The organism is Idiomarina sp. 017G (genome assembly GCF_004362265.1).
GTDB lineage: Bacteria > Pseudomonadota > Gammaproteobacteria > Enterobacterales > Alteromonadaceae > Idiomarina > Idiomarina loihiensis.
This window is the reverse complement of the sequence record NZ_SNWT01000002.1, coordinates 113,679-138,184: the sequence shown is the minus strand read 5'-3', so window position 1 is coordinate 138,184 and position 24,506 is coordinate 113,679. Positions and strand designations below refer to the sequence as shown.

General features: G+C 47.6%; 20 protein-coding genes. 12 read left to right on the top strand and 8 right to left on the bottom strand.

The features are described 5' to 3' along the window. Positions 1 to 144: 144 nt before the first annotated feature. Entirely contained in the window at positions 145 to 759 is a 615-nt protein-coding gene (locus DEU30_RS05750) for a trimeric intracellular cation channel family protein (RefSeq protein WP_011235379.1), read from the top strand. A gap of 43 nt (positions 760 to 802) precedes the next feature. After that, positions 803 to 2,095 carry an SLC13 family permease gene (locus DEU30_RS05745; RefSeq protein WP_034822225.1) on the top strand — a complete coding sequence of 431 codons (1,293 nt, stop codon included), beginning with the start codon at positions 803 to 805 and terminating at the stop codon, positions 2,093 to 2,095. Between the two features lie 9 nt (positions 2,096 to 2,104). Here DEU30_RS05745 and DEU30_RS05740 read toward each other — a convergent pair whose 3' ends face one another. Both DEU30_RS05740 and DEU30_RS05735 read right to left on the bottom strand, forming a co-directional pair. Further along, positions 2,105 to 3,856, bottom strand: coding sequence for a TIGR03545 family protein (locus tag DEU30_RS05740; protein WP_034822224.1), 1,752 nt, complete (start codon positions 3,854 to 3,856; stop codon positions 2,105 to 2,107). Positions 3,857 to 3,858: 2 nt separating this feature from the next. Next, on the bottom strand, positions 3,859 to 4,365 hold the full coding sequence (locus DEU30_RS05735; RefSeq protein ID WP_110014140.1) for a DUF2062 domain-containing protein: 507 nt from the start codon (positions 4,363 to 4,365) through the stop codon (positions 3,859 to 3,861). Positions 4,366 to 4,508: 143 nt separating this feature from the next. Here DEU30_RS05735 and DEU30_RS05730 point away from each other — a divergent pair, with 143 nt between their 5' ends. Beyond that, a complete protein-coding gene (locus tag DEU30_RS05730) occupies positions 4,509 to 5,969 on the top strand; it encodes a RimK family protein (protein WP_034822220.1) in 1,461 nt (486 codons plus the stop codon). After that, on the top strand, positions 5,959 to 6,426 hold the full coding sequence (locus DEU30_RS05725; protein WP_114981695.1) for an N-acetyltransferase: 468 nt from the start codon (positions 5,959 to 5,961) through the stop codon (positions 6,424 to 6,426). Before DEU30_RS05730 ends, DEU30_RS05725 begins: the two co-directional genes overlap by 11 nt. On the opposite strand, the gene glpQ is transcribed toward DEU30_RS05725, so the two are convergent. Both glpQ and DEU30_RS05715 read right to left on the bottom strand, forming a co-directional pair. After that, positions 6,401 to 7,420: a glycerophosphodiester phosphodiesterase gene (gene glpQ, locus DEU30_RS05720; protein WP_011235390.1), complete on the bottom strand. Its 1,020-nt coding sequence runs from the start codon at positions 7,418 to 7,420 to the stop codon at positions 6,401 to 6,403. The genes DEU30_RS05725 and glpQ overlap by 26 nt on opposite strands. Further along, positions 7,413 to 8,465 carry a cysteine synthase A gene (locus DEU30_RS05715; protein ID WP_011235391.1) on the bottom strand — a complete coding sequence of 351 codons (1,053 nt, stop codon included), beginning with the start codon at positions 8,463 to 8,465 and terminating at the stop codon, positions 7,413 to 7,415. The genes glpQ and DEU30_RS05715 overlap by 8 nt, the downstream gene beginning before the upstream one ends. Before the next feature lie 221 nt (positions 8,466 to 8,686). Here DEU30_RS05715 and DEU30_RS05710 point away from each other — a divergent pair, with 221 nt between their 5' ends. The 3 genes from DEU30_RS05710 (at position 8,687) to cfa (ending at position 11,408) form a co-directional block, all read left to right on the top strand. Then, the gene (locus DEU30_RS05710; protein WP_011235392.1) at positions 8,687 to 9,025 is read left to right on the top strand and encodes a P-II family nitrogen regulator; all 339 of its coding nucleotides are present in this window, start codon (positions 8,687 to 8,689) and stop codon (positions 9,023 to 9,025) included. A 10-nt stretch (positions 9,026 to 9,035) separates the two neighbouring features. Continuing rightward, entirely contained in the window at positions 9,036 to 10,217 is a 1,182-nt protein-coding gene (locus DEU30_RS05705) for an ammonium transporter (RefSeq protein ID WP_034822216.1), read from the top strand. Positions 10,218 to 10,292: 75 nt separating this feature from the next. Beyond that, positions 10,293 to 11,408, top strand: coding sequence for a cyclopropane fatty acyl phospholipid synthase (gene cfa, locus DEU30_RS05700; protein ID WP_114981694.1), 1,116 nt, complete (start codon positions 10,293 to 10,295; stop codon positions 11,406 to 11,408). Here cfa and DEU30_RS05695 read toward each other — a convergent pair. Beyond that, positions 11,405 to 12,451, bottom strand: a complete 1,047-nt coding sequence (locus DEU30_RS05695) for an AI-2E family transporter (RefSeq protein ID WP_011235395.1) — start codon at positions 12,449 to 12,451, stop codon at positions 11,405 to 11,407. The genes cfa and DEU30_RS05695 overlap by 4 nt on opposite strands. Before the next feature lie 111 nt (positions 12,452 to 12,562). Here DEU30_RS05695 and DEU30_RS05690 point away from each other — a divergent pair, with 111 nt between their 5' ends. Both DEU30_RS05690 and DEU30_RS05685 read left to right on the top strand, forming a co-directional pair. Next, the gene (locus tag DEU30_RS05690) at positions 12,563 to 14,251 is read left to right on the top strand and encodes an EAL domain-containing protein (protein ID WP_114981693.1); all 1,689 of its coding nucleotides are present in this window, start codon (positions 12,563 to 12,565) and stop codon (positions 14,249 to 14,251) included. Further along, positions 14,251 to 16,515, top strand: a complete 2,265-nt coding sequence (locus DEU30_RS05685; RefSeq protein ID WP_034822209.1) for an EAL domain-containing protein — start codon at positions 14,251 to 14,253, stop codon at positions 16,513 to 16,515. Before DEU30_RS05690 ends, DEU30_RS05685 begins: the two co-directional genes overlap by 1 nt. Here DEU30_RS05685 and DEU30_RS05680 read toward each other — a convergent pair. From DEU30_RS05680 to DEU30_RS05670, 3 genes are all read right to left on the bottom strand, one after another. Next, entirely contained in the window at positions 16,508 to 17,077 is a 570-nt protein-coding gene (locus DEU30_RS05680; RefSeq protein ID WP_114981692.1) for a gamma-glutamylcyclotransferase, read from the bottom strand. The genes DEU30_RS05685 and DEU30_RS05680 overlap by 8 nt on opposite strands. 85 nt (positions 17,078 to 17,162) lie before the next feature. Then, entirely contained in the window at positions 17,163 to 18,716 is a 1,554-nt protein-coding gene (locus DEU30_RS13725; protein WP_114981691.1) for a methyl-accepting chemotaxis protein, read from the bottom strand. Positions 18,717 to 18,862: 146 nt separating this feature from the next. Next, positions 18,863 to 20,782, bottom strand: coding sequence for a hypothetical protein (locus tag DEU30_RS05670; RefSeq protein ID WP_114981690.1), 1,920 nt, complete (start codon positions 20,780 to 20,782; stop codon positions 18,863 to 18,865). A 168-nt stretch (positions 20,783 to 20,950) separates the two neighbouring features. On the opposite strand from DEU30_RS05670, the gene DEU30_RS05665 reads away from it, so the two are divergent. The 3 genes from DEU30_RS05665 (at position 20,951) to DEU30_RS05655 (ending at position 24,493) form a co-directional block, all read left to right on the top strand. Next, positions 20,951 to 21,439, top strand: coding sequence for an Mpo1-like protein (locus DEU30_RS05665; RefSeq protein ID WP_034822170.1), 489 nt, complete (start codon positions 20,951 to 20,953; stop codon positions 21,437 to 21,439). Next, complete coding sequence (locus DEU30_RS05660) at positions 21,436 to 22,707, top strand: mechanosensitive ion channel family protein (protein ID WP_011235402.1); 1,272 nt, start codon at positions 21,436 to 21,438, stop codon at positions 22,705 to 22,707. Before DEU30_RS05665 ends, DEU30_RS05660 begins: the two co-directional genes overlap by 4 nt. A gap of 91 nt (positions 22,708 to 22,798) precedes the next feature. Next, a complete protein-coding gene (locus DEU30_RS05655) occupies positions 22,799 to 24,493 on the top strand; it encodes an alkaline phosphatase D family protein (protein ID WP_114981689.1) in 1,695 nt (564 codons plus the stop codon). Positions 24,494 to 24,506: the final 13 nt, after the last annotated feature.

The window sequence follows — 24,506 nt, the reverse complement described above, 5'->3', positions numbered from 1 at the left end:
TTTCGCTATTCCTTAGCCCAACAACAGCTTTTAAATTGATGCCATCATAAAATTATGACGTCTAAATAGCCAATCAATTTGTGCTGGGAATCCATAAAGGTTAATGACAAACTAAGCCATACCATTGCTACTTTTTGATGACTCATGGAATTAATATTTTACTGGACAGACCATGCCGGTGTCGCGGTTTTTGCGGTAGCCGGTACGTTATTAGCGTTTCGCAAAAAGATGGATGGTTTTGGTGTGCTCGTTTTAGCCTCAGCAACAGCAATTGGCGGCGGTACAACGCGCGATCTCATTCTTGGTTTACCGGTTTTCTGGACACATGACCCTGTCTACCTCTACACCATAATTGTCGCCGCGCTGCTCACCATTATATGGCTGCGGTTCAGAGCCTATATTCCTATGAACACACTCATGGTTGCAGATGCTATTGGTCTGTCGTTTTTTGCGACTATGGGCGCGGAGAAAACTCTATCAGCGGGGTTTCCGCCCTTTATCGCTATCATCATGGGCACTATATCGGCCTGTTTTGGCGGCATGCTGCGTGATGTTCTGGCGCGCGATATTCCAATGGTCTTAAAAAGCGAACTGTACGCCACCACCTGTATTATCGGCGCTACCGTTTATGTCCTGATTGTGCCCTATCAACCTTTAATAGCATTAGCTGCGGGCATGACCTCAACTTTGCTCATTAGACTTGGAGCAATCAAGTTTAACTGGTCACTGCCCGTGTTCCGGGATCATCAGGATCATTAGCTATGTTGAGCATGTTTTGTTTCTTTAATCCGCGGGGTAACTCATGTTAAGTATGATTGGTCTGGTTGGCGGCCTTGTGTTGCTTATCGTACTCACTTTAAAAGGAGTAAACCTGTTTATCAGTGCCCCTCTGTGCGCTGTTATAGTCGCGTTGTGTAGTGGAGTGCCGCTACTGACCGGCGAGGTCAATTTCGTTAGTGCTTATATGGATGGTTTTGCCAGCTTTGTTGCCGCCTGGTTCTTTATGTTTCTACTCGGTTCTCTATTTGGTAAGTTCATGGAGGATACCGGAGCAGCCGACAGTGTCGCGAGTTGGATCATCAATAAACTCGGTCGCAAGCAGGCAGTTCTGGCGGTGGTACTGGCCTGTGCCATTTTAACCTATGGCGGTGTCAGCGTTTTTGTTGTCGCTTTTTCGGTTTACCCAATGGCGCTCAGTTTATTTAAAGATGCCAACCTGCCTCGACGTTTTATTCCGGCAGCACTGGCTTTTGGCTCCGTCACTTTTACCATGACCTCAGCCGGCTCACCGGAAATCCAGAACTGGATACCCGTAAAATACCTCGGCACTTCGCCTTATGCTGCCTGGGAAGTCAGTTTGGTAGTCGCAGTATTAATGGCAACCTTTGGCTACTGGTGGTTAAGAAAGATTATTAACCGCGCCATAGCTAATGGTGAGAAGTTTGAAGCACGTGAAGGCGACCCGATATTGCTGGAGCGGAAACTGCCCTCACCCATTAGTGGCTTAATTCCACTGTTAGTTGTTCTGGGGCTATCTTTTACCTTTCACGACACCTTGCAGCAAAACGCCCTGATAGTAGCTTTGCTGGGCGGTGTAATTGCTATTGCCGTTATTAACTTTAAGCATTTTCACAAACCCCAGACCGCCATTCATGAAGCTACCACAGGGGCTTTAGTGGCTATTGGTAATACTGCGGCAGTGGTTGGCTTTGGCAGCATCGCCAAAATAACTCCGGCCTTTGATGCCGCCGTTACTGCCATGACTAGCTTGCCAGGCAATGAGTTGGTGGGCGCAGCGGTTGCAGTAAGTGTTATTGCTGGGTTAACCGGTTCAGCATCCGGTGGGCAGGCTATCGCCTTACCTGAAGTAGGCCCGCACTACATGGCGGCGGGGGTTAACCCCGAGCAATTGCACCGTATTGTTTCGATCTCCTCAGGAGCGCTCGACTCGCTGCCCCACAATGGCTACGTAGTTACCACTATTCGCGCTATTTGTAACGAGAAACACAGCGCCGCTTATTGGGCGGTTGCCGCAGTAACTGTTGTGGTGCCATTAATGGGTTTAGCCGTGGCTATTGGATTGTTTATGCTATAAAAATGGAACTCAAGAGCCGCCCAAAAGGCGGCCCTTGAGCTTATCCTTAAGACTGTCTCCAACTTTGGCTTTTAACAGCTCTTCCAGTTGTTTGCTCTGTTCACCAGATTCATTGTCCCATTGAGTCAGATTTTCCAGCAAGCCTTGCTGACCACCTAATTGCTCTGAAACTTTGGCAGTAAGGTCAGCTTTTATTTCGGCCAGTTTTTCGTCGGCCTCGCCCATCGCGGATTGAGCCAACGCATCGCCTAATTGGTCATCTAAATCGGATTCAAAACTCAGCGATGGCCGTTGAATATCACCGCCAATGTTGGTGGTAATATCTAACCGCTGTAGTTGCTTTAAAGCACCTGCAACCGCAGAAGTCAGTTTGCTGCTGCCCTCGGCTTCTAAGTCAAGATTCAGCATGCGTACCATGGCTTTCCCGTCCAGTTTATTCTCACGAACTAGCACGGTTCCATCACTGTCCATCATGGACGATAAAATATTGGCACTGAGTTCGCTGCTATTACTAAGCTTTAGGTTATTCAGTTTTGCGCCTTTTAACTGCCATTGCTGCTTCGCATCAATGCCCAGGTCAGTCAGCGATAATTCGCCATTCAGGTTAAACGCATTCCACAAGTCGCTGTTATCGGCCCGAGCCTGATACGTCGTCGGCTGACCCAGTAAATTATGCTGGTGGGTAATATTTTGCCAGTCGACATCAATAACCGTACCGCCAACCATAAATTCGGTGCGCGCCTTTTTAATTAAAAACTCCGGTGGTGCGTTGTCATCGGCAAAGGAAATTCTCTGCCCCTCGCCGCGCACCGGCTCTACCGTTGCAGAGTTGTCCGAACGCGCCAGCATAGGCCCCAGCTGTTCATAGGCAAGAAGTACGTACTTACTCCACTCCCGCGCTTTTTCGCCTAATAACAAACCAGTCACGTTCTCTAAACCACTTCCGTCCAGACTGAAAAACGACTTAATTCGGTCAATATCGTTACCCGGCGCGTTCTTAAGGTCGGCTATTTGCTGTTGCACCACCTCTTTCGCCTGCTTCACTTCATCACGAAAGTTGCTGACCGCCTCTTTGTCTGCCCGAATCGAGTCTTTTAACTCATCTAAAGCCTCTTTTCTCGCCGCAATATCAGCCAGGCCTTCTACTTTGCCTTCGGTAATTTGCTTAATTTTCTCTTCGTATTCTTTTATTTTGTCTTTACTCGGCAAAGCTTCTCTAGCTGCTTTAACCTCTTGTTCTTGCTGCTCGTAGGCAGCTTTGGCTTCATCAATCACCGTTTCTGTACGCAAATCAACCTGGCTGACAATATCGTCCACAGAAGGTAAAGACATGGTCAGTTTATCCCAGGACTGACTGGCCCAATTCTGCACGTCTTCCTGATCCGGCATGACATAAACGTCACCCTCGCTTTCCCGTGGCTGATTAACACGAACGCCGGTCATAGTCAGCTGTTCAATTAAGGTTCGGCCAAGCACAATTTCTGTAGGGCTGATGTCCGCTGAAGCTTCACCAACCTGTACCCGGTTATTTTTCGGTGCATTAGGGTCGGTGACCTGGATACCGGCCAAAGTCAGAGATAAAGGTACCCAGCTATGCTCCACTCGCTCAATATTAACTTCAGCGCCGTTCAGTCTTCCCAGCGTGTGCTCTAATGTAACTTTTATAATAGCGTCCAGAAACAACCAGGAAATAGCGACCAACAACAATACGAACCCGGCGAAAACGGCCAGTCCCGGCCAGCGAATGATACTGCGCTTCATACTCACCCCCTCAAGTCCGTATAGATCTGCCAGAAACGGCTACCGCGAATAACCTGCACCACGCGCATTTTCATTATTTGAGCCTGAATTCTTTTACGGTAATTGGCAATAATCCAGTAACTCAACGCAGCTACAACCGGCGCGGCAATCAAAGCGATAACAAAGCTACCCATAGTTATGGTGTGATTAAACATGGACAGACGTCCTAAGGCAGTTGCATACAGTGCTTCATAAATGCCCTGCCAGCCTGACGCTTCTAATAAGCTCAAACCGACACTGTGGAACCAAGGGTCCAGCAGGTAAGCAATACCCGAGAAAATACCAAAAGACACAATGAATAGACTGAGGTTTACGCGGAATATTAATGCCGCCAATAAAATTATTAAGTTATGAATTCGCCATAGCGGGGTTATCCCCATAAACATTCCTAGTACTACAGCTAACGCCAGTGCCCAGGCGCTGGTTTCAGAATTCAAAGCTTTTAACAGCTTTGCCAGAATTGTCAGCATTCACCTGACTCCTTTGAAAAAGATAAAACAGCAAATCTGCTTGTTATCCGTCGTCTTTCTAATATAGTGTGAGTTGCATTTATTACGCAAATAATAAGCAAATAACTTACATTATTTTTAACGACTTCTGAGTACTTTACGACATGCAGCAACACGTTCACCTTATCATAGATAACGCCGCCGACTGGCAGCCTTATTACCCTAGTCAAAGCCTACTCACCGCAAGTGAATACTTACAATCGGCACACTTGCAGAGTCGTTATCATGTTCTAAATTTGTGTAACGACTTATCTTACCTGTCAACCGGCTACTACGTTAGTCTGCTGGCAGAGGCTCGCGGACAAAGAGTTATGCCGTCGGTTGCGACTATTAATGACCTGACCAACTTTTCCCATTATCAGTTACTGATTAATACCGCCGACCGATCACTCACTAAATATTTGCAGAATCGTGACGAAAAGTCGCTGTCGCTACTGATTTGTTTTGGCTTATGCGAACAGCCTGAACTGGCTTCTTTTGCACGCCAAATATTTGAGCGCTACCCATGCCCTATTTTAAAAGTTGAACTGGAATTTAACGGTCGCTGGCATATTAACAAGCTGACATCAGGTGCGTTGAATCAGTTAACTGATGAGCAACAAAGCTTTTTTGGTAACTCACTGGATCATTTCAGTAAACGAGTGTGGCGCAAAGCGCGCACCCGCAAAGAGTACCGTTTTGATTTGGCCATTTTGTATAACCCGGACGAAGCCATTCCGACCAGTGACAAAAAAGCACTGTCATTGTTTATAAAAGCCGCCAAAGAGGCCGATATTGAAGCTGAGCTGATTACCGCAAACGATTTCAATCGTCTGTTGGAGTTCGATGCGCTTTTCATTCGCGAAACCACCCGTATTAATCATTATACCTACCACTTTGCGAAAAAAGCCGAAGCCAACGGTATGGTCGTCATTGACCACCCGGACTCCATTGTTAAATGTGCCAATAAAGTGTTCTTAAAAGAGTTACTGGATAAACATAAGGTAGCGACACCAAAAACAGAACTCTTGTTGAGCCAATCAGATATCGACTACGAAGCAATAGGCGAACGTTTGGGTTACCCGGTTGTGCTGAAAATTCCTGACGGTTCATTTTCTATTGGCGTGGAAAAAGCAGAAGACTTAGCCCAGTTTAAACAAGTGGCAACGGAGCTTTTCGAGCAGTCCACTATACTGCTGGCACAAGAGTATATGAGAACCGACTACGACTGGCGTATTGGTGTACTGAATAACCGACCCATATACGCTTGCCAGTACTTTATGGCGCGTAACCACTGGCAAATTTATAACCACAGCGAGTCGTCCTCACGAGGTAAAAGCGGTTCTTTTGCCACTTTAGGCGTGCATCAGGCTCCTAAAGATGTGGTGCGGCTGGCATTACAGGCAACCCGCTTAATAGGTGACGGCCTGTACGGTGTAGATATTAAACAAACACCGCAAGGCCCTGTTGTTATTGAAATTAATGACAACCCGTCAATTGAATCTGGTGTGGAAGACAAACACTTAGGTTATGAGCTTTACCGGCTAATAATGGCTGACTTTGGACGACGCCTGGATGAATACTGAGTTTCGCATTGAGCGGGCAGACAAGAGTGACCTTGAACAATTAGTTTCTTTAGAACGTGCAACTTTTAATTACAGTTGCATTAGTCGTCGCAGTTTTAAACGAGTAATTGAATCCAGCCATAACTATTGCTGGGTGGCGCGCTCAGGTAACGATTTAGCCGGGTATGCTATTGCCTTTACCCGGCGTAACAGCAAAGTATGGCGCCTGTACTCAATAGCCGTAGCTCAGAGCTTTCGCGGTTTAGGGGTAGGTAATCTGCTTATGAATGAAGTGCTGAATTCGGCGAAAACCGCCGGCGCTAATGCCATGTCGCTGGAAGTGAAAAGCGACAACAAGGCCGCTATTCACTGGTATCAAAGCTGTGGTTTCGAAACCATCGATATTCTGCCGGAATACTACGATGACGGCAGCGACGGTTTCAAAATGCGCTTTACTTTTTATCCGGAAAGTCAGTAAACACGCCCTCTACGCCAGCTTGTTTTAACCACTGGCGTAATTGCGCATGAGACTCCACGCCTTCGGGTAAGTCATCGGCCCGCAAGGTATAAACATGAACATCCAGACCTTTCTCTTCCGCTGACTTTAAAACACTGTCCCATTCAGGCTCACCGTTTTCATTCACTCCGGTCAATACGTGGTTTACCCACAAGCCGACACCTTCAGCGTAGCTTTTTACTGACTCCAGCCCGGCGCCCGTGCGCATGGCGCTGTAATCAATATCGGTCTCTCCCCACTCATTGTCACCCACCAGCTGAATTAACGGAAAGTCCCAGTTAAATTCACGCTTTAAGCGACGTAACACTTCCGGGTCAAAAGACTGCAGATAAACCGGTGTTGGCCGTTTGTCGTGGTATCCGTTGTGAGCCAGGACAGACATCACGGCCGCCGTCGCGTCGTACCCTTGCTGCTGATACCAGCGCGGAGATTTGATCTCGATATAAATGCCTGTCGACATATCCCGAACGCGATTCAGCTCCTGAATCAGTTTGATTTCCTCATCCAGCGTTTGTATAGGAAAGTGAACATCGGGGTGAGAAAATCGCTTAGGGTAAACCAGCTCATAATCTTTATGCCGGGCGACCATAGTTAACTGTTTAAGCTCTTCCAGCGAAAAATCGACCACATAGTATTTACCATCGGGACGATGCTTTTCCGGAAACACTTCGGAGACATTGGTGACATGGTCCAGAATTTCATCATGCAGAACGACCGGAACGCTGTCACGGCTCAGTTGCACGTCTTGCTCTATGAAGTCCGCTCCCAGCCCATGAGCCATAACGGTGCTGGCCTGAGTGTGCTCGGGTAAATAACCGGAAGCACCGCGGTGCGCAATGTCCAGAAACTGCGGAACTTGAAGGTCATGGAACGGCGCATCCGGCGTCTCGTCCTGCGCCTGAACTGCGGTTGCTGATACCAATAAAAACAAACACCCAAAAATACGTTTAGTCATTGTTCCAGTTAACCTCTAGTACCTTATCGCCAAGCTCGCGATAACGCGTCATTAATACGTCAATGGGTTCCGGGTCAGGGTTTAACCCGCGTCCGCGCAAATATTCCGGGTTGTACAGCTTACTCACCGAACGTTCACCCAAGTCACAGGAAAAGGTCACAATGCGGTGTCCCGGACCTTTTCGTAAAGCTGCGGCCAACGCACCAGCCACGTTTAGCGCCGAGCTACTCCCCAGAACAATACCATCTTCGTCTCGGATATAACGTGACAACGTCACTAAATCTTGATCGGGCAAATTAACCGCGTGATCAATACGTGCCTGGCGGAAATTATCCACTAGCCGCATAATACCAATGCCCTCCGTCATAGAGCCGCCATTCGACACATATTCGCCGCTGCGTAAAAACTCATAGATACCGGAACCATCCGGGTCAACCACCCAAACATCCAGTTCCGGGTTCTGCTCTTTTAAGAAGCGAGAGTTACCACCAATGGTGCCACCGGTTCCAGCCACAGACACCAGAGCGTCAATTCTCCCTTCGGTTTGTTCCCATATTTCCGGGCCAGTATGAAGGTAATGCGCACGAGCATTACTGGTGTTTTCAAATTGGTTAGCCCACCAGCAATCATCGCGTTCTTCCGCTAAACGGCGCGCCGTATGGTAGAAGTGGTTTTCGTTCTTAAAAGGAACCGGATCAACCGCCATCAGTTCACCGCCATGCAAGCGGATCATGCGCTCTTTCTCCGGTGTCTGGTCATTGGGCATGACCGCTAACATACGCAAGCCGTAAGACTTTGCCACAACAGCCAGGCCAATACCGGTATTACCGGCGGTACCTTCAACCACCGTCATACCCGGCTTTAACTCGCCGCGTTCCATAGCGTCATCAATCAGTTGCTTAGCCGCGCGATCCTTAATGGAGCCGCCCGGATTCTGGAACTCGCATTTAATAAAGATATCGCATCCGGTTAAATCAGACAGCGACGGTATACGAAGTAAATCCGTCTGCCCGATAAGATCGCTCTGCCGCGCGCCAACTCTCATGCCACTGCACCCTTAATCATTCGCTACTGTAGGTAAATAGTATCTCCCCTGTACCCTTTTGGTTCAATAGCACTTTTGGTGCAATGCACAGAAGGGGCGCACGTTTTTTGTGCAGAAAAATTACGTAAATATTATTTATTCATAAATATCAGCTAGTTAAATTCTGGCACGCTTCGTGAAGTTAAAGGGTTGCTTAACAATATTTTAATAAGGAAAGCACCATGAAAATGCTCGTTGCGTTAATCAAACCCTTCAAGCTGGAGGATGTGAAGCAAGCGCTGTTTGAAATTGGCTGTAAAGGCCTGACAGTAACCGAAGTCCGGGGAGTAGGACGTCAAAAGGGGCATACCGAACTGTACCGGGGCGCCGAATATCAAGTCGACTTCCTGCCCAAAATGAAAATTGAACTGGCGGTTCCCGACGAAACCGTCGAACGAGCTCTGGAAGTAGTCATTGCCGCGGCTCATACCGGCAATATCGGCGACGGAAAAATATTCGTTATGCCGCTGGAGCAATGCGTTCGCATACGCACTGGCGAAACCGACCAAGACGCCCTTTAAGGAGCCCATCATGGAAGCACAAAACTTACAACAACTCACTTTCGCGGTAGACACCTTTTACTTACTCATATCCGGGGCGCTGGTTATGTGGATGGCGGCTGGTTTTTCCATGCTGGAGGCGGGTCTGGTCAGAAGCAAAAACACCACCGAAATTCTGACCAAAAACATCGTGCTCTACGCCATCGCCTGTATTGTTTACCTGGTTATCGGCTACAAAGTCATGTACCCCGATCCTTCAACCTCAGCTTACGCGGCTGACGCTAATTTCTTTTTTCAGATGGTGTTCGTTGCTACTGCTATGTCGATAGTCTCAGGTGCCGTTGCCGAGCGTATGAAGCTAATGAGCTTTCTGCTGTTCTGTGTCGTGCTTAGTGCGGTCATTTATCCGGTACAGGGCTTATGGACCTGGGGCGGTGGAATGCTGACGGAATGGGGCTTTGTCGATTTTGCCGGCTCCAGCATTGTGCATTTAACCGGTGCATCAGCGGCACTTGCTGCGGTTCTTTTACTTGGCCCGCGCTCCGGTAAATACCTGAGTGATGGCAGTATCAACGCTTTACCCGGCTCTAATATGCCACTGGCCGCGCTGGGTACCTTCATTCTCTGGTTTGGCTGGTTTGGTTTTAACGGCGGTTCACAGTTAGCGCTAAGCACCGTTGACGATGCCAATGCCATAGCCCGCGCCATGGTAAACACTAATACCTCGGCCGCAGCTGGCACTATCGCCACGCTGCTATTTACTAAGCTGTTGTGGAAAAAAGCCGATTTAACCATGATTTTAAACGGTGCCTTAGCCGGTCTGGTTGCCATTACCGCACAACCTGTTACCCCAGAACCCTGGCTTGCCGGCGTTATCGGCTTTATTGCGGGGCTTATTGTCGTGCTCTCCATTATTGGGCTGGATAAGCTCCACATTGACGATCCGGTCGGTGCTATTTCGGTACACGGTGTGGTCGGTATTTTCGGTACCCTTGTGGTGCCGCTCAGCGATGACGGTGCCAGCTTTGTTATTCAGTTAGCCGGTGTCGGTACCATTTTCTGCTGGGTGTTTTTCAGTAGTCTTATTGTCTGGGCTATACTGAAGCTAATATTGGGCATTCGTGTAACTAAAGAGCAGGAATATATCGGCTTAGATCAAGTCGATTGCGGCGTTGAAGCTTACCCTGAGTTTACGTCGAAAAAAGACGGGTAAAAGGCTTTTTATTGCCAGTTTCGCCCATTCTTGATAACGTTTTTAACCATCATTTTCCGGAATGGGCGAACAAATATGTCGACATCACGAGAGTATGTTGAAGAGCTTTTAGCAAAAGCAGATATCCGCATTAACGGTGACAGAGCCTGGGATATGCAGGTTCACGATGAAACCGTATTTGATCAGGCACTGTCGCGCGGTAATCTTGGCTTGGGTGAATCTTATATGGCTCGTTTGTGGGACGCCGAATCGCTTGACCAGTTTTTCTTCCAGCTACTGCGCTCCGGCATTCAGGATGAAGTTAACCCCGCCCGCCTTATTTTCCATTCCTTAAAAAGCCGAGTCTTCAACTTACAAAGTAAATCCAAAGCCTGGGAGGTTGGTCAGCATCATTACGACATGGGCAATGACCTTTATCAGTCTATGCTCGATGAGCGTATGGTTTACACCTGTGGTTACTGGGAAAAAGCCAAAGACGTTGACGAAGCACAACGGCATAAACTTGAACTGTGCTGTAAAAAGCTGGGATTGAAGCCAGGCATGCGCGTTCTTGATATTGGTTGTGGCTGGGGCAGCTTCATGCAGTATGCCGCTGAAAACTACGGTGTCGAATGTGTTGGTGTCACTATATCCAAAGAGCAGGTAGCCCTTGGCAAAGAGCGCTGCAAAGGTCTTCCGGTAGAATTCCGGCTACAGGACTACCGCGAGCTGGACGAACAGTTTGACCGCGTTATCAGCTTAGGAATGTTTGAGCATGTCGGTCAGAAGAACTACGACGACTATATGGATGTCGCTCTGCGCTGCACCAAAGAAGACGGCCTGTTCCTGCTGCACACTATTGGTAAAAACGTCAGTGATACCGCAGCCGACCCGTGGATCAGCAAGTACATTTTCCCGAATGGCGAAATTCCGTCTATTTCACAAATAGGAACGGCACTGGAAGAAAAGTTTGTCTGCGAAGACCTGCACAACTTTGGTGCCGATTACGATAAAACCTTAATGGCCTGGTTTGAAAACTTCGATAAAGCCTGGCCATCTATTAAGTCACAGTTTGATGACGAATTTTATCGTATGTGGAAATACTATTTGCTGTCCTGTGCTGGTGCATTCCGTGCGCGCGACATCCAGTTGTGGCAATGGGTGTTATCCCCCAACGGCAGTGTTGGGGGATACTCGCGCCCACAACTTTAAGAAACGCTATTAAACTCGTTCATAAAGATATCCCAGAACACCAAAAACAGGGCCGCAACCAGCGGCCCTAAAACAAACCCGGTAATACCAAACAGCGATAAACCGCCTAAGGTAGAAAACAGCACCAGATAATCCGGTAATTTCGTATCACGCCCTACCAAAACCGGGCGCAGTACGTTGTCGGCCAAACCAATAACTATTGCCCCGTAAGCCACCAGAATGGTGCCGGCTATCCAGTTACCTGTCGCATACAAATAAATAGATACAGGTAGCCATACCAGACTCGCGCCAACCGCCGGGATTAACGACAAAAAGGCCATGACGACACCCCACAGCAGGGCTCCGGGAATACCCAGTAACGCGAAAATTATGCCACCCAATGTGCCCTGAACTATTGCCACAACAATGTTTCCTTTCACTGTTGCCCGAGTTACCTCTGCAAATTTAGTAAACAGCTTACGTTCTCGTTCATCGCCCAAAGGCAGCGCTTTTACTAAAAGGTCAATCAGCAAGTGACCGTCCCGCAAAAGGAAAAAGGTCAAATAAATCATTAGCGAAAGGCTAATGATAAAAGAGAATGTATTTTGACCGATGCTTAACGCTTCTTCTGCCAAAAATTTACTACCACTAACGGCTCCTGATGATATTTTCTCCCGTACATCGCTGGCTTTAATATCAAACTGAGCAAGCAAGTCACTAATAACCGGAAACGCCTTTTGAATATCATCAAAGAGCTTACCGGGGTTAATTTTGCCTTCGTCCAGCCGCTGATAAAAACTAACCCCCTCCTGCACAAAGGAATATGAAATACCCAGCGCCGGAATCACCACAATAACCAATGCAATCAGCAAGGTTACAAGAGCTGCCCGGTTGGGCTTGTCTCCAAACGTCTTTTTCAGTTTTTGTTGTAGCGGGTAAAAAATAACAGTCACCACACAAGCCCAAAAAATAGCTCCCCAAAACGGTATAAGTACCCAGGCGAAGGCGATACTGACTAAAATCAATGTCAGTAAAAATGACCGCCGTTCTAAAGATTCCCGCATAGCTGGTTCCTTGATGTTAATGATTCTCGGCTTAAATACTTGACAGAAGTTAAGATTGATAACAACCTCAAGATAGCTAACTGCCTAATTTATCACAACTGATAAGAATAAATGCCTAAATTGGAAGACCCAAACAGCTTTACCAGCTGGCTCAAAGAAAGTGTCGTCAACTTCACCGAGATGAACGCCGAAAAACAGGTGTTCATGGGCTTCGTGTTGGCGATACTGATTGCGGCTATTATCAGGGTCATTGAGATAACGGGCGGGCTTCCGAGCCTTTACGAGCACCTACTTTACTTTCCATTGATTTTTGCCGGTTTACTGCTGGGGTCACGCATTGGTGCCCTGGCTGGTTTCATGTGTGGCCTATTACTCAGCCCCTTTTCTTTTTCCGAGTCGCTGATAAGCGGCAACGAAATTGTCGGCGGCTGGATGCTTCGCATGGTTGCTTATACTCTTGTGGCCACTATGGCGGGAATGGTTGCCAAAGTCATAAAAGAATTAAGTGGTGCCGAACAAACGGCCAAATTCAAATACCAGGGAACCGACCTTCCCAATATCAACGCCCTGCTAAGACAGTTAGAAAGCATTGGCCATGGAAAAGGCAGTTCACCCGATGACCTGGTCGATATTTTCAACTTCCGCTTACAGAATATGGACAAAATTCAGCAGCAAGTAGGAACTGAAAAAGCCAACGAACTTGTTAAGCAAATGGCTGTTCAACTAAAAAAACTCCTGGGGGATCAGGTTCACGTCGGTCAGACGTCAAGAAACGAATTGGTTGGGGTTCGCTCTGAAGCTGAAGAAAACTCAAAAGAACTTCAACAAAAAATAGAGAGCTTTTTGGAGCAACCCATAGTCATTGACGGTGTTTCTTATCAAATGGACAGCACCGCTGGTGTGCTTCGGGTTAAAAAAGAACAGCTGAAAGAAGATCACCAAAAAGTTTTTGACGAAGCCCAGTCACACGCCTTTAACGCTTTCCAAAAGAAACAACAGTTCTCGTTTCTGGAACAAGACGAGGCCATCGACCAGATTGAAGAAGTCACTTTTTCGCGTCAGTTTAACGAAGCAATGAAGAATAACGACATTCAGCTTTACTACCAGCCTCGGCTCAATACTAATTCCGGCTACTTCTCTGTACTGGAAGTGTCTGCGAAATGGGTACACCCTAAACGCGGTAGCATGAGTGTGGAAGAGTTTAAGCCAATGATAGAAGAGGCTTCTTTAACTCAGCAATTTACGTCATGGATTATTCAACGCACATTTAAAGACCTGCGGGTATGGCAAAAACAAAAAGTGACTGTACGCGTCGCTATTAACGTGACCATTAATGACATTGTCGACCCGCTTGTACTTAATGTGTTAGCGCACGAGCTGCAGGAAACCAAATTTCCAGCACAAAATATTAATATCGAGGTCAGTGAACGAGCCTTAATGTCACTTTCCGACAAATCGAAACGCTATCTGGAACGTCTACGCAGCATTGGCTGTAATGTTATTGCCTCGCATTTTGGGGAAGGCCGCTCCACTATACAGTCACTTTTTGTGCTGCCTGTAGATGCGGTAAAACTGTCTGAGGAATTAGTGCAAAAAGCCACGTCTCACAGCGATCAAAAACGAGAGTTAGCCTCTATGGTCAAAATGGCCAGAGCGCGAGGTTTAACAACCATAGCTACGGGCATCAATGATCGCGCTAAGCTACTACTGTTAAAGCAAATAGGGTGTGAAGAATTACAAGGCTCTATTCTCAGTAAGTCATTGAAGAAATCAGAAATACCCTGGGCACGGATACGATAATGAGAAATGAAAGAGAGTTAACACTGCATAGAGCATCGCGTAAACGATTTTTCAAACGACCGGAAGTTATTCTGGCGCTCAGCTATATAATAGCCGCTATCATCTGGGAAATAGGCGCTAACGCCTTAATTCCTAAGTTACCGGTGGAAGCCGACACGAAAAGCACCTTAATTCAATGGGAGCCCTGGGCGTTTGTCGCACTATCCATCATTTTTCTGTTTTTCTTTATTCGCCGCATTTGGTTTTTACGGTTTAAAAAGTCTCGTGAGTTACTGCATAGCTATCTCGGTAACAGCCCAACCGTACACTACGAGCTTAGGGCTCTCGATTCCGGCTTCTGCGTCGACTGGGTAAGCACAAACTGCGAACGCATTCTGGGATACTCAACAGAAGAGGTAATGGCACCGGGCTGGTGGCTGAACAACATTCATCCTAACGACGTAAAAACAGTAAAGAAAACAGCTCTACGCGGCTTTGAAGAAGAACAATTTGTTTGTGAATATCGCTTTCGTCACCAACAGGGGCATTACGTTTGGGTTAGAGACGAGGTTCGCCGTAGCAGTCAGAAACCGCTGCGCTTTCAGGGATCCTGGACGAATATTTCTGCCGACTACTATGATACCACCAGCATTAATTCCGGGAAGAACTCAGAGCATGACGTGTTGTCAGGCATTGCGCTTTTGGACGGGCGCCGTCGGGTAATAGCGATTGATACACCATTTACCGACATTTCCGGCTTGAACGAATCAGCCTGTCTGAATTCAAGACTCGAGGAACTCCTATCAGCAACGGAAATTGATGATATTGACGGAGGCTTCCCCTGTAACCAGAGTATTTTGATAGTGGGTCGCGATATAGATAATCAGCGTTACTCTGCCATTTTAACCGTTCGTGAAGCCCCGGCTAGTTTCCCCGGGGAAGCGGCCTACATTGCGACCTTAAGCGATGTCACCCGAATGAAATTGCAGCAGCGGCAATTGCAGAAGCTGGCCTTTTTTAACGACTTAACTGGCTTACCTAACAGCAACTCGCTGGCACTGGATTTAACCCGGTTATTAGATGAATTGCCCAGCGACAGATTGGCTGCCGTCATTGTAATGAACGTTAATCATTTCCATCAGGTGAATGACCAGTATGGCCATCATATTGGCGATAAAATTTTACAGCGCCTGGCGCTTAGACTGAAAAAAGCCGTTCCCTTCGGTACCAAACTTTATAACCTCGGTGGTGATGAATTTGCCGTCGTTTTGAATCATATTGTTGAATACATCGATATTCAGAACATTATTCTGGAAATTCAGGCCGCGTACGAACCGCCATTCATATTGTCGGACAGCCAGCGGCAGGTGCAACTGGCAGCCAGCATTGGCGCCAGCGTTTACCCACTCGACGGCTACGATGCCGAAAAGCTTCTGGCTCAGGCCAATTTGGCAATGAACTCTGCTAAAGACGAGCACAATGAGAGCAGCACTTACTTTAAACAAGAGCTGGAAACCCGCTCTTACGATGAAATTCAATTAGAAGAAGACGTCCGCAGTGTGTTGCAAACCGGGCAAATGCAGTTGGTGTATCAACCCGTTCTTAATATGCAGCATCAGGTGGTCGGCGTTGAGGCTCTGCTGCGCTGGGAGCACCCCGACCTTGGCTCATTAAAACCCGACCAGTTCCTGCCACAATTTGATGCCAATGGCATGCTGGACACCCTGGGAGTATGGGTGGTTGAACAGGTTATCGAGCAAATTGATCTCTGGCAGGAGCAAAACACCGTTCCGGGAAAAATCGGTATTAATTTGGCAACCGAGCAAATTTCACAGAAGCTTTATCAGACAGTCAGCCAGTTTGTTAAAAAGACCCCAAAGCTAGCGGCAAAACTGGAATTTGATTTAAGTGAAAGCAGCTTACAAGAACCCCTGCCGCACACTCTGGAAATTATTGAGAAGTTACATCAGCTTGGTATAACTCTGGTTATTGACCGGTTCGGTAAAGGCGTTGCCAGCATGCTGCATTTGAAAACCATGCCGGTGAGCAAAATTAAAATAGAAAGAGAGTTTATTCGCGATCTTGATACTAACGAACGCTCGCGCAATTTGGTGCGTGCGGTTATTCGCATGACCTCAGAGCTGGGGTTGGAAGTACAAGCGGTAGGCGTAGAAAACCAAGCACAGTTAGATACACTCGCCGAATTTGGTTGCCACTACTGGCAGGGTAAGCTTTACATGTTACCGCAAACCGCCGACACCGTATTTACTCAGGACACTAACTAGCCCGGTTTGCCATTAAGGCCTCATAAACCTCAGTAATATGAGGGTCGTTGACGCCCAGTTGCTGTAGCGCCAACTGCAACTTGACCAGGTATTCGGCATTGGGCCCGCTGGGGCCGGACGAACGAGCGATATGGCTGGCAATTTCCGACGCCGTAGCCTCGCCAAGAAACGCTTCATTGTCTTCTGTCGCAATATAAACAAGGCCTTCTTGTTGGCTGCCGTCACGAAAACTCATCGGCGTAGTAAATCTTAAATAACCGTTTTTTTCACGATGATCTAAATGCTCGAACACATCGGGTGAGACTTTGTAGGCCATTCCCGTGCATTCTTCACCCGGAGTTTCTGTTAAAGTCAGTACCCTGCCCGGAGCTTCTGGTGTGCCTCTATGGTCGTGCGACCCTTGCCAGAAACGTCGTGACCAACCTTGTATTGAGGCAGCCGCCCGTTCCAGATACGGAAAGTCGACTTTATAAATCAGTGAGCCATAACCAAATAACCAGACAGCCTCCAGGCCACTTAAGTCCTGCCGCTCTTTATTCATTGCAATGGTATCGTGTGACATACTGCTCAGTTGCCTATTCTCGCTTGGTGCTTTGTAGCCTGACGTTTACGTCAGGAACTATATCTCACCTGACATGAATGTCAGGCTACAGCGGCTTGTAGCCGATACGGAAGCCGCCCCAATGTTTTCCATTTACATAAACGGGTACCGATAAGTCGTGCATAACCTCGCCGGTATCGCGTTTGTAGGTCTGTAACAATAACGTTTGCGTGTGAGCTCCGCAACGTGCCCCGGTTTTGTCATTAAATAGCCGACGCGAGCGGTTGCCGACCAGGTCTTTCTTCGGATCACCTGTTAACGGCTTATTAAACGCATCGTTGTGCCGCGCTACATAGCCTTTCGGGTCAGTGGCTATAGCGTAAATAATGTGTTCATGTCGTTTCAGAGTAGGCTCCTGAATAGCGGGTAATATACTCTCGAAAAACTCCGTGTATGGTGTCTTGTATTTTACCGGCTCGGTTCCGGGAACCGCTTGATAATCCCGGGAGAACAGTTGAGAGGACGTCAGCTCGCCTTGCTCAATAGCCTGATCTAAACGTTGCCCAATTTGTTTAGCGGCGTCGGTTGCGGCCTGGTAAATCACTTTATGTTCAGCATCGGCATCATTTTCAACCAAGTGCGCGAACAATTGCTCCGACTGCAATTCCAGTTGCTCGGCCTGCCCGCTTACGTCATCCAGTTGCTGGTATTGTTCAGATAAGTCTGAGTTTACAGAATGCAGAAGCTCACCATTACGGGAAAGATCCTCTGCGTTCTCACCCATTAACCCGGTAATTTTTTGCAGTTGCTGCTCCACGGTTTCGGCTTGTTCTACAATGCTGGCCAGTTGTTCAATAATGCCCTCGGTTGTTTCCGACTGCTGTTCAATGTGCTTTGACAGTTGCTCAATATTATTGACCGCAACCGTGGTTTCATTATGAATCGCTTCCACCAAATTACTCACTTCTACGGTTGCATCCGAAGTTCGTCCGGCCAGCGTTCTGACTTCATCGGCTACAACCGCAAAGCCACGACCATGTTCACCGGCACGCGCCGACTCTATCGATGCATTCAGCGCCAGCAAGTTGGTTTGCTCTGCAATACTGTCAATAACCTGGGTCACTTTACGAATATCATCGGCTTTAGCCTGCAGACCTCTGACCGCTTCCGCACTTTCTCGGCTGTCCGCCACTACCAGAGCTATCTTCTGAGTGAGTTGCTTTATTCTCTCGCGGCCTTCGTGGCTTATCTGCTTGGTTTGCTCTGCAGCAACAGCCACTTCCGATGAAAAGCTTTCTATTCCCTTCGCCCGTTCGCTCACTCGTGACGAGTTATCCACACTTTCTTTCAAACGCTCGACAATATCTGCCAAAACGGATTTAAAACGGCTTATCGCAAAACTAAGCTCTGCCGTTGCTATTGCATTTTTACCGGAGTTTTCGGCCAGCTGATCCGTGCCGTCTCCCTCAGAGGGCTCTTCATCATCCGCTATTCCGGCGGCGCTAAAATAACGGGCATAAAACCAGCTCAGGGCAATAAATAATAAGCTTTGCAGACATAACTGCAGCCACAACCAGGGCACAAAAGCAAGGACAAGGACACCGGCGGCTATTGCCAAAGCCGTTATCAATAAAGGAGGTTTCACATCAACTGTGGACATTTATCTGCTTCCGTAAGGCGTAAAAAACGCAACGTACCATGTATAATTATCGAACAGTTTCCATGAAACTTTATGCTGCTGCACTACGACCTTGGTAGCAGGTGCAGACGGGCAACGCACCCGCCTGCGGTTTTTAAGGTTGGAAATTAACGATTTTTGTCGGTATCAGAGTCGTTGTCTGAGCCCAATTCTTCCTGCTGACGAAGGTAACCAGCGGCCTCTTCATCAGAAGTCTTCGACTGCGATTGCTGCAATCTGTCCTGGTCTGTTGGAATGGCGCGGGTCTGCTCATTTAACTGATGTATCTGTGAGGCATTGCCCAAATCGCGATTACTGGTTATAGAAGCAATAGACTCGCGGTCTTTCAGGAAGTCGATAACATCCTTACGGATAGACGCCATTTCGTCATCCGATTTATGCATTTCCAGAATATGTCGCGGATGCTCCAGATTTTTCATTCCGGTTGCAGCAAAAGTTGTCGACACAATACGTGACACGATAACCCAGGGGGTAATACTACTGCGAACCAGCGTATTTTCTGAGCGAGTACTGTCGTGAATACCGGTACCGGTTGAAATTTTAGACTCAGTAAAGGTTCCTTCGCACTTAAAGTAAATAAGCATGGATTCAAACTGAATTTCCGCATAAAACAGATGCGCGATATTAGCGGCTAAACCCGCAAATGCCCGCAGGACATAGCCAATAAGATAAAAATGAACGGCAGTCATGACTACGCCTGCTAAGGTCATTAAGTCGCTATAGGGAGTCTCTTCAGTCAGCCTATAGTTCATGCTATCAAGAAGTTTGACCACATCGACTGTTGCATAGGCTAAGAAAAACGTAAAAACCACACCGATAATGAACAAGCTATTACCCAGCAACAAGCTGACCAAGCGCGATTTATCAAATAACCCGCCCAGTCCCATAGGTTTTACCTGAGGCTGAATTTCCTGAATCATCTCCCCGCTAAAGGCTCCTTTGCCGTCAACGTGTTCCTGCAAGTTAGGATCCAATTCACGATACACACGGTTTGGCACTTCGCGATAACGACGGTTTGCCATGACCAGATTGTCCAGGTTGATAAAAATCTCTTTAGGGTGCACCGACTCCTGCCAGTTTTCCCGTAATTCAGAGACTTCAGAAACCGGATTCGCATGGGCTAAACGTCTTTTCAGCAACACCACAGTGACAGCCGTGCAAACTAAAGCGCCAACAAAAATGCCAAATAAGTACCAACCTGCATGAAAGTCCGGCAAAGCGGCATAATACTGCTCAACCGTTGCCGCCGTTACGTCTGTTGCAGCCATCCACCAGCTCACTACCAGCCCTACCACAACAGGCAATAACAAGGCGAAAGCAATAATCTTGACCAAATCACCACTGCCCATAGAGTCAATAGTCTGCTCTGCCCCGCGGGATATCGCCTTACCAGCGGCCTTCCATACGTGCATGATGTAAAGCGTCAATAAAACAGTGTAGACAGGGAAAGCCAGCACGCCTGCATCTCCGGCAAAACCAGCCAGGGACACAAAGGCAGCAAAGCCAAACGCAACCATTGCCGTAAGAGTACGCACCCAGGCGCCTAACAGGCGTTGCGCCATATTACGAATGGGATAAGGCATAAACAGTAATTTTGGAAATACCGTGTGAGCTATTCGCGCCAGTAAGCCTTTGGGCTCTATAAAGGTGCTGTTTTTACGGCCCATAAGCATTTCTTCCAGAGCCTGATCGTTATAAGCAACATAACGCGACTCTTCCTGCGCGGTACTGCGCTCAGACTTACTAAAGTTAGGAGCCAGTGACGTAGGGTGATTACGGCCAACAAAGTAACGCAGCATTGCCATAATGCCGCCGCTCAGTACTTTAATGCCGACTGCCAGAAGCGAAATACCGAAAATAGCCAGCACCCACCCCATAATCGGATCTTGCTTTACGGAACCAGCACCTGCTACCAGCAAATATACACCAAACAGCGATTGCACAACCCCACGAATACTGGTTACCAAGCCCTCTGTTTTAAACGGATTTTTTAATCCAAGATCAATCGAACCGTAATCAAACGCCACCGAACTTCCCCTACTCTATATGCCTATAAAAAATAAAGGCTTTAGGTTAGCGGTAAGTTAACTGCTGAGCAATAGAAAAATAAAAGCCTGAAAGCATTGAGCTCCATTGACATCAAGCCATGTGCGTAGCAATCTAAGCCTCTATTTTGCTATCAAGCGGCACAGACTATGAAAACCATCGTTGATCACCTGGCACAGTATGCGGCTTATCATCGGAACCGTAAGAATGTCATGACTCATCTTGTCGGTATTCCACTGATTGTTGTCGGCATCATTAGTTTATTATCACGGCCTGCGCTACCCTTGGACTACTTTTTGATTACCCCCGCCAACTTAGTTGTTCTGGCGGCGGTTATTTTTTATATCCGTCTGGATATCAAGTTAGGTTTGCTCATGACCATTTTGCTATGGCTGTCGCTGTCAGTTGGCCGCGACATAGCCGCATTACCAACCAGCTTATGGCTTAGCTGGAGCATTGGTCTGTTTGTTGTCGGCTGGGTATTTCAATTTATCGGCCATTATTTTGAAGGCCGCAAACCGGCTTTTGTTGATGATATTATGGGCTTAGCCATTGGCCCCTTATTCGTCGTAGCAGAAGTCGTATTTATGTTGGGCTTTAGAAAGGACTTAAAAGCAGCGGTGGAACAAAAATTATGATGGAACTGGATTACCCGCAGTGGTTTCATGATTGGGCGGCAACCCAACCCTGGGCCTATACAATTGGAGCCTGCTTTTTCCTTGTTATAGCGGTTTGGTTGTCTCAGCTTGTGACCAAACACGTTTTACTGCGTGGTATTTCCCGTCTGCTGTCTCAAACCCAGTTAGGCAGTGACCCGGGTATAGGCATTCGCGTTATTGTCAGCCGCCTGGCTCAGGTTGTTCCTGCGTTAGTGCTGTCCGGCGGTATTTATCTGGTACCGGATTTACCGGAAACCGCCACCACCATCATACGCAACATCAGTATTGCATACCTCATCCTGACTCTGGCGCGTTCGTTTAGCGCGGCCATGACTAGCGTTAACGAAATATACAGTCGGCAGCCTGACGCGCATACAAAGCCAATAAAGGGTTATCTGCAAATTGCGAAAATAGTGGTCTATGTGGTAGCGACTATTCTCATTATTGCCTCATTGCTGGACCGCTCTCCGGTTATTCTCCTGTCCGGTATTGGTGCCATGGGTGCGGTTGCCATGCTGGTATTTCAGGACACCATTCTGTCACTGGTCGCCAGTATTCAGCTCTCATCTAATGACATGCTTCGTGTCGGCGACTGGATTGAAATGCCCCAGTTAAACGCTGACGGCGATGTCATTGATGTGGCACTGCATACGGTTAGGGTTCAAAACTGGGATAAAACCATTACGAACATTCCCACCAAACGTCTTATTTCCGAGTCGTTTAAAAACTGGCGGGGCATGCAGGAAAGCGGTGGACGCCGTATAAAACGAGCGTTATACATTGACCAGAACAGTATTCACTTTTTGTCCGCTGAGCAGAAGAAAAAGCTGAAACGTTTCTCGCTACTTAGCGATTATCTGGAACAAAAAGAAAAAGATATATCTGAATGGAACGCGGGTCTGGAAAAGAAAGGCTTCGACCCTATAAACGGACGTCAGGTAACCAATATTGGTACCTTTCGCGCCTACGTGAAACAGTACCTCAAGCAGCGACCCGACATACACGAAGGAATGACACTGATGGTTCGTCAGTTAAACCCGGGGCCTCAGGGTTTGCCCATTGAAGTGTACTGCTTTAGTAACGATACCGCGTGGGAAATCTACGAAGGTATTCAGTCCGACATTTTTGATCACTTGTTTGCCATACTGCCACAATTTGACTTACAGGTTTTTCAGGAAACCTCAGGGCAGGACGTTCGTTCGGCGGTACAAGCGCTGGAGCTTAAACCCAAAAGTGATGATGAATAAGTTAAGACTGAACTAACACTTTACTGTCATTAAGTCTTCATGTTTACGGAGTAATTTCTTTTACTCTGGGAAAAATGCATGGAGTAAAACAGTGAAGCAATTTAACCGACGTGACTTTTTAAAGCTATTTGCAGCAACGGGCGCAGCAGTCACCGTATCAACCGCATTACAGGGCTGTGCAAGTGTTGGCAAAACCAGTGAGCGCAGCTCCGTCAAGTTTGACCATGGCGTAGCCAGTGGCGATCCAACTTCAAACGCCATTTTGTTGTGGACGCGCGCCGTGCCGGAAAATAGTACAGAAAAACAAGTAGCGCTGGGCTGGGAACTGGCCGCCGATGAAAACTTTTCAAGTATCATTCGTTCTGGAACAGCCACAACAAGCGCCAGCAGAGACTACACAGTTAAAGTCGACGTTACTCAATTATCGCCAAACCAGCGTTACTACTATCGTTTTTTAGGTAAGAACAGCAAAAGCCCCTCTGGCAAAACGCAAACGCTTCCTGAATCTGGCTTAAAACCGCTGAAGTTTGCGGTTTTCTCCTGCTCTAACTACCCCGCCGGTTACTTTAACCCATACTCCGAAGCAGCAAAGGACGATTCTATTGATGCGGTCATTCATTTAGGTGACTACATTTACGAGTATGGCGCAGGCGGTTACGCCACCCAAGGTTCGCAAGAAATTGGCCGCGGCTTACCCGACAACAATAATACAGAACTTTTTACCCTGACTGATTATCGTCGCCGCTACGCGCTTTACCGCACCGACGAAGGGTTACAGGCACTGCACGCACATGCCCCTTTTATTGCCGTGTGGGATGACCATGAAATTAGCAATGACACCTGGAAAAACGGTGCAGAAAACCACCAGGAAGATGAAGGCAGCTTTATTGAAAGGCGCGCAGCCGCAGTTCAGGCGTATTATGAGTGGCTGCCTATTCGTCCGCCACAGGGCGAAGCCAACCTCACTATTTATCGTGATTTCAAATTCGGTGACTTAGTTGATTTGATCATGCTGGATACCCGCGTTATCGGACGTGATAAACAGCTGAATTATGACGACTACCGCGATGCAGAAAGCGGTCAGTTCAATACCCAAAAATTCCAGCAGGACATGTCTTCTGACCGCAGCATCATGGGCAAAAAGCAGTTACAGTGGCTGGTTAATAAACTGAATAACAGCTCAGCGCGCTGGCAAGTTTTAGGTCAACAATTGCTTATGGGGAAAATGAACTTTCCTTCGGCCGCATTCGCGGCAGATGACCGCAGTAAAGTCACACCACTGCTGTTACAAATAGCAGAGCTTAAAAAGCGCCTGCAGAACGGCGAAGAGTTAACACCTCAGCAGCAGGCGATGGTCACTCAGGTTACGCCCTACAATCTCGATGCCTGGGACGGTTACCCCATTGAACGTGAAATGCTCTATCGGGCAGCGAAAAAAGCCAACAAACAACTGGTGGTTATTGCCGGTGACACTCACAACGCGTGGCACAGCGAACTGCGTAGTTCAGATGGAGCTCATATTGGGGTGGAGTTTGCCACGTCTTCGGTATCATCTCCGGGAATGGAAGCTTATTTAAGCCTGGACACAAAAACCGCAGAGCAGTTGGCCAAAGCATTGCCTACCCTTATAGAAGACTTAAAATATACCAACCTGCATCAGCGCGGTTATATGAACCTCTTTGCATCCGAGGACGCGGTAGAAGCAGAATGGGTGTTCGTGGACACGATTCGTAGCAAAGACTATCGGGTAGTGAATAAGCACAGAGCGCGCTACACGGGAAGTTAGTTTCTAGCTCGTA

What these genes read in the sequence shown, in the direction of transcription:
- DEU30_RS05690 (WP_114981693.1), top strand. Translation starts at nt 12,563, where the DNA reads ATGCCTAAATTGGAAGACCCAAACAGCTTTACCAGCTGGCTCAAAGAA.
- DEU30_RS05745 (WP_034822225.1), top strand. Translation starts at nt 803, where the DNA reads ATGTTAAGTATGATTGGTCTGGTTGGCGGCCTTGTGTTGCTTATCGTA.
- DEU30_RS05730 (WP_034822220.1), top strand. Translation starts at nt 4,509, where the DNA reads ATGCAGCAACACGTTCACCTTATCATAGATAACGCCGCCGACTGGCAG.
- DEU30_RS05750 (WP_011235379.1), top strand. Translation starts at nt 145, where the DNA reads ATGGAATTAATATTTTACTGGACAGACCATGCCGGTGTCGCGGTTTTT.
- DEU30_RS05705 (WP_034822216.1), top strand. Translation starts at nt 9,036, where the DNA reads ATGGAAGCACAAAACTTACAACAACTCACTTTCGCGGTAGACACCTTT.
- DEU30_RS05660 (WP_011235402.1), top strand. Translation starts at nt 21,436, where the DNA reads ATGATGGAACTGGATTACCCGCAGTGGTTTCATGATTGGGCGGCAACC.
- DEU30_RS05735 (WP_110014140.1), bottom strand. Translation starts at nt 4,365, where the DNA reads ATGCTGACAATTCTGGCAAAGCTGTTAAAAGCTTTGAATTCTGAAACC.
- DEU30_RS05725 (WP_114981695.1), top strand. Translation starts at nt 5,959, where the DNA reads ATGAATACTGAGTTTCGCATTGAGCGGGCAGACAAGAGTGACCTTGAA.
- DEU30_RS05665 (WP_034822170.1), top strand. Translation starts at nt 20,951, where the DNA reads ATGAAAACCATCGTTGATCACCTGGCACAGTATGCGGCTTATCATCGG.
- DEU30_RS05710 (WP_011235392.1), top strand. Translation starts at nt 8,687, where the DNA reads ATGAAAATGCTCGTTGCGTTAATCAAACCCTTCAAGCTGGAGGATGTG.
- cfa (WP_114981694.1), top strand. Translation starts at nt 10,293, where the DNA reads ATGTCGACATCACGAGAGTATGTTGAAGAGCTTTTAGCAAAAGCAGAT.
- DEU30_RS05740 (WP_034822224.1), bottom strand. Translation starts at nt 3,856, where the DNA reads ATGAAGCGCAGTATCATTCGCTGGCCGGGACTGGCCGTTTTCGCCGGG.
- DEU30_RS05715 (WP_011235391.1), bottom strand. Translation starts at nt 8,465, where the DNA reads ATGAGAGTTGGCGCGCGGCAGAGCGATCTTATCGGGCAGACGGATTTA.
- DEU30_RS05695 (WP_011235395.1), bottom strand. Translation starts at nt 12,451, where the DNA reads ATGCGGGAATCTTTAGAACGGCGGTCATTTTTACTGACATTGATTTTA.
- DEU30_RS05680 (WP_114981692.1), bottom strand. Translation starts at nt 17,077, where the DNA reads ATGTCACACGATACCATTGCAATGAATAAAGAGCGGCAGGACTTAAGT.
- DEU30_RS05685 (WP_034822209.1), top strand. Translation starts at nt 14,251, where the DNA reads ATGAGAAATGAAAGAGAGTTAACACTGCATAGAGCATCGCGTAAACGA.
- DEU30_RS13725 (WP_114981691.1), bottom strand. Translation starts at nt 18,716, where the DNA reads ATGTCCACAGTTGATGTGAAACCTCCTTTATTGATAACGGCTTTGGCA.
- glpQ (WP_011235390.1), bottom strand. Translation starts at nt 7,420, where the DNA reads ATGACTAAACGTATTTTTGGGTGTTTGTTTTTATTGGTATCAGCAACC.